This window comes from Streptomyces sp. KLMMK (assembly GCF_036961605.1).
Lineage (GTDB): Bacteria > Actinomycetota > Actinomycetes > Streptomycetales > Streptomycetaceae > Streptomyces > Streptomyces telluris.
This window is the reverse complement of record NZ_JBAMDC010000511.1, coordinates 1-4,009: the sequence shown is the minus strand read 5'-3', so window position 1 is coordinate 4,009 and position 4,009 is coordinate 1. Positions and strand designations below refer to the sequence as shown.

Annotated in this window: 4 protein-coding genes; 2 read left to right on the top strand and 2 right to left on the bottom strand. The window is 73.1% G+C overall.

Translation table 11 applies throughout. The features are described 5' to 3' along the window. On the bottom strand, positions 1-539 hold a 539-nt coding region (locus tag V7793_RS34605; protein ID WP_443058058.1), incomplete at its 3' end, for a helix-turn-helix domain-containing protein. Between the two features lie 207 nt (positions 540-746). On the opposite strand from V7793_RS34605, the gene V7793_RS34600 reads away from it, so the two are divergent. Both V7793_RS34600 and V7793_RS34595 read left to right on the top strand, forming a co-directional pair. Then, positions 747-1,475, top strand: coding sequence for a DUF4232 domain-containing protein (locus V7793_RS34600; RefSeq protein ID WP_336013662.1), 729 nt, complete (start codon positions 747-749; stop codon positions 1,473-1,475). Positions 1,476-1,708: 233 nt separating this feature from the next. After that, positions 1,709-2,929: a cytochrome P450 gene (locus V7793_RS34595; RefSeq protein ID WP_336013661.1), complete on the top strand. Its 1,221-nt coding sequence runs from the start codon at positions 1,709-1,711 to the stop codon at positions 2,927-2,929. Between the two features lie 85 nt (positions 2,930-3,014). On the opposite strand, the gene V7793_RS34590 is transcribed toward V7793_RS34595, so the two are convergent. Then, positions 3,015-3,818: a site-2 protease family protein gene (locus V7793_RS34590; RefSeq protein ID WP_336013660.1), complete on the bottom strand. Its 804-nt coding sequence runs from the start codon at positions 3,816-3,818 to the stop codon at positions 3,015-3,017. Positions 3,819-4,009: the final 191 nt, after the last annotated feature.

The window sequence follows — 4,009 nt, the reverse complement described above, 5'->3', positions numbered from 1 at the left end:
TGGCCGAGCACGGTGGCCGCGGCGACGGCCGACAGCGTGGCGAGGACGGCCTTCCGGGACGGGCGCCGCCGCCGTGGCGCCGCACTCTCACCCGATGGAGCCATCGATGGCGCCACCGGCGCCGGCGAGGCGGAACGGGCGGAAGCGGCGGCCTGAGACCTCCCCGCAGCCCGCTCCGGGGCGGCCCCGGGTATCGGCTCCGCAGCAACCGCAGCCGCGGCCGCGGGCTCCGGCTCGGAGCCGGTAGCAGGAGCCGCAGCCGCCGTCTCCGGAACGGCGGCCGCCGCCTGTGTCTTACGTCCGCGCGTCGCATCCGCGACGATCCACCGCCGGTGAACCTCCATCAGTTCTTCCGGCGTGGCCTTGCACAGCCGGGCCAGCCGCTCCACCGGAGCGAACTCCGTCGGCACGGCGGACCCGCTGCAATACCGGTGCAGCGTCGACGTACTGACGTGCAGCCGCTTGGCCAGCACCCCGTAGCTCAGGCCCGACCGCTCCTTCAGCGACCGCAGCATCTCCGCGAGATCGCCCGCCTCCACGTCACTTCCCCCATCCCAGGTACCCGTTCCAGGGAATCGACATTCCCCCAGGTCAGAGCCTATGCAAGCGTTCCCGCGTCCCTGATCGGCCGGGAACCCTGGCGCCCGGGACGAGGTACCGCACAAGCTTTCGCCATCCAAGCACGCCGCTCCCGCAATCCGGTTGAGCGGCACCCCGCCGCCTGCCCGCGAAGAAAGAGACCAGCCATGCGCACCTCCGTCCGCCGAGCCCACCCCCGCCCCCGCCCGTTCGCCACCGCGGGCCTGGCGGCCGCCGCGCTCGCCATGCTCTCGCTGGCGGCGTGCAGCGGAAGCGGGGAGGGCGAGGGCGTCCGCAAGGAGGGCGCCGCCTCCGTGCAGCCTTCCGGGCCGGGCACGGCCTCCCTGCCCCCGGAGTCCGCGAAGTCCCCGCAGGCGGGGTCCGCGCCCCAGGGCAAGCCGGGCGCACAGAAGGGCGGGCCGGCCGGCGCCACGCCGCACGGCGCGCAGCGGACCGGCACGACGACGCACGACCCGTACGCCCCGGAGAACCGCGCGCCCTGCACCGCCGCCAACACCAAGGTCGTCGCCGCACCGCTCCCCCGCCCCCTCAACCACATGCTGCTCACCGTCACCAACACGGGCTCCAAGATGTGCGACCTGAAGGGGTACCCCGCCGTGAAGTTCGAGGGCGCCCAGTCCGTCCCGCCGGTCATGGAGAACACCAAGCCGCAGGCGGTCACTTCCCTGCCGCCGGGCGGCAAGGGCTACGCGGCCGTGATCCTCTCCGCGGGCGACGGCAGCGGCGGCGAGGGCCGCACGGCGAACAGTCTCGAAGTCGGCTTCGAGGGCAGCGACAGGATGGCCAGGGCCGCCCTCCCGGCCGACGGCGTGCACATCGACGACTCGCTGCGCGTCACGTACTGGGTGTCGACCATGGAGGACGCGCTCTCCTGACCCTGCCCCCACACCCCCACACCCCCGCACCCCCGGGCCCCGGGCCGCCCCCGGCCCGGGGCCCTCCCCTTCGGCCTGCCGCCACACTCCGGCGCGCCACCGTCCGCGACGCCACCACACCTCCATTGCGCCACCCTCTCTTGCGAATGGCGCCACAGCGGTGCCATGATGACGTCACGGCGCGGAACACCGCGCGGGTTTCGAGAGGCACCCCCTGCAACCGGAGGACTTCCATGGAACGCGAACTGCCCGCCGCCGAGCCCCTGGCAGCGCTGCCGACCGCCCGCGCCGCGGGCTGCCCCTTCGACCCGCCCGCCGAGCTGGCCGCACTGCGCGAACAGCAGCCGCTGGTACGGATGCGCTACCCGGACGGCCACCTGGGCTGGCTCGCCACCGGCCACGCCACGGTCCGCGCGATCATGGCCGACCCGCGCTTCAGCTCGCGGTACGAGCTCATGCACTTCCCGGTCGCGCTGCCCGGCCTGCCCGAAGGCGGCCTGCCCCCGGCGCCGGTAGGGGACATGACGGGGATGGACGCCCCCGAGCACACCCGCTACCGGAGGCTGCTCGCGGGCAAGTTCACCGTCCGCCGGATGCGAGCCCTCACCGAACGCGTCGAGCAGATCACCGCCGAGCACCTGGACGCCATGGAGCGCCGGGGCCCGTCCGCCGACCTGGTGGAGGCCTTCGCCCAGCCGATCCCCGCGCTGATGATCTGTGAGCTGCTCGGCGTGCCCTACGCCGACCGGGAGCTCTTCCACGGGCACACGCTGACGCTGACCGACATGCGCTCCTCGGACGAGGCGCGGTACGCCGCCATCACCGGGATACACGAGTACCTGCACACGCTGGTGCCGGCCAAGCGCGCCGAGCCCACCGACGACGTGCTCAGCGAACTGACCACGAGCGACCTCACCGACGAGGAGCTCGCGGGCCTCGGCGGCTTCCTGCTCGGCGCCGGCCTCGACACCACTGCCAACATGATCGCCCACGGGGCCTTCGCCCTCCTGCAGAACCCGGACCAGCTCGCCGCGCTGCGCAGTGACCCGGACCTCGCCGACCAGGCGGTCGAGGAGCTGATGCGCTACCTGACCATCGCCCACACTGGCATCAAGGCGGCCCTGGAGGACGTCGAGCTGGACGGCCACGTGATCAAGGCCGGCGAGACCGTCACCGTCTCCTTCGAGGCCGCCAACCGCGACCCCCTCCGGTTCCCCGGCCCCGACGTCCTCGACCTGCACCGCAAGGCCACCGGGCACCTGGGCTTCGGCCACGGCATCCACCAGTGCCTGGGGCAGCAGCTGGCGCGCGTCGAGATGCGGGTCGCCCTGCCGGCGCTCTTCGGCCGGTTCCCGACGCTGCGCCTGGCCGTCCCGGCCGGGGAGGTGCCGCTGCGCACCCACTCGAACATCTACGGGGTGCACAGCCTCCCGGTCACCTGGGACGCGGCGTGAGCGCGGCATGAGACCGGTCCCGGGCCACACGGGGGGCCCGGGGCCTTCCCATGCCGCATCAGCCGGCCGGCGGCCGGCCGGCGGCTCAGAGGACGATGCCCGACAGCGGCGGGATGTCCGGGGTGCCCTGCCAGAAGCGGAACAGCTCCTGGCCCCAGTACGTGTCCCACGCCGTCACGTCGAGGGACCGCAGCACCGCGTCGATCATGTCGAAGAACGCGTGGTTGACCTCGGGGATCCACAGGAAGCCGAAGACGGCCAGTATCCCGAACGGCGCGAACGGCTCCACCTGGCGCCGCACCTTGTACGACAGCCACGGCTCGATCACGCCGTAGCCGTCCAGGCCGGGCACGGGCAGGAAGTTGAGGATCGCGGCGGTCACCTGGAGCTGCGCCATGAAGCCGAGCGCGTAGCGGAAGTGGTCCGGGACGCCGTCCATCGTGCCGAGCCAGAACGGGGCGGTGACCACCACGGCGAACGCCGCGTTCGTCAGCGGGCCCGCGGCCGAGATCATGCTGTGCTTCCAGCGGCCGCGGATGCGGTGCCGCTCGATGAAGACCGCGCCGCCGGGCAGGCCGATCCCGCCCATGATCACGAAGATGACGGGCAGGACGATGCTCAGCAGCGCGTGCGTGTACTTCAGCGGGTCGAGCGTCAGATAGCCCTTGGCGCCCACCGTGAGGTCGCCGCCGTGCAGGGCGGTGCGCGCGTGCGCGTACTCGTGCAGGCACAGCGAGACGACCCAGCCGGAGACGACGAAGAGGAAGACGGCGAAGCCGGGGCTCGCCGAGAAGTCCGTCCACACCGCCCATATGGAGACGCCCATGATGGCGACGAGGGCGAGGAAGACGGGACTCACGCGCCGTTCGCCGCGGGTCGCTGTCGGCATGGCTTCTGCTCCTGTGGGGTGGGCGGTCCCGCCCGGCCGCCCGGGCGGGCGGCTGCGGCGGACGTACCGGGTGACGGTACTTCCTCCACCCCTGCGGGCCGTAACCCGGCCGGTACGGGCCCGGGAGAGAATGGGCCCGTGCGTTACGGCATCCTCGGCACCACCCAGGCCCACTCCGGCGACGGCCGGCC